Annotated in this window: 1 protein-coding gene; it reads right to left on the bottom strand. The window is 51.5% G+C overall.

The features are described 5' to 3' along the window. Positions 1-43: 43 nt before the first annotated feature. Positions 44-408, bottom strand: a 365-nt coding sequence (locus NR073_RS11415) for a hypothetical protein (RefSeq protein ID WP_256748843.1), incomplete at its 5' end; no start/stop codon positions are given.

Genomic DNA, 408 nt, shown 5'->3' with positions numbered 1-408 from the left:
CTTACTCTCTCCTTCTTCTTCTCTAACTTTTTTTCCTTCTCTCTTACCCTTTTCTTTCTTTTTTCCCCCCTCTTTCCTTTCCCCTTCCTTTCCCTCTTTCTTCTTCCTCTTTTCTTCTTCCTCCCCCTCTCCTTCTTTCCTCTCCTCCTCCCCTTCCCCCCCCCTCTCCTTCCCTTTCTTCCCCTTCTTCCTCTCCCCTCTTTTCTCTCCCCTCCTTCTTCCCTTTTCCTCTTCCCTCTTTCCTTCTCCTTCCTCCCCTCCTTTTTCCCCTCTCTTCCTCTCCTCTCCCTCTTCCCTCCCTCCCTCCTCCCTTTCTTCCCTTCTCCCCTCCCTTTCTTCTCCTCTCCTCTTCTCTTTCTCCCTCTCTCTTCCTTCCTCCCTCCTCTCTTCCTTTCTCCCTTCTCTTCC

Source organism: Micrococcus sp. Mcc28 (genome assembly GCF_024519775.1).
GTDB classification, from domain to species: Bacteria; Actinomycetota; Actinomycetes; order Actinomycetales; family Micrococcaceae; genus Micrococcus; species Micrococcus luteus.
This window is presented reverse-complemented; position numbering and strand designations above follow the sequence as displayed.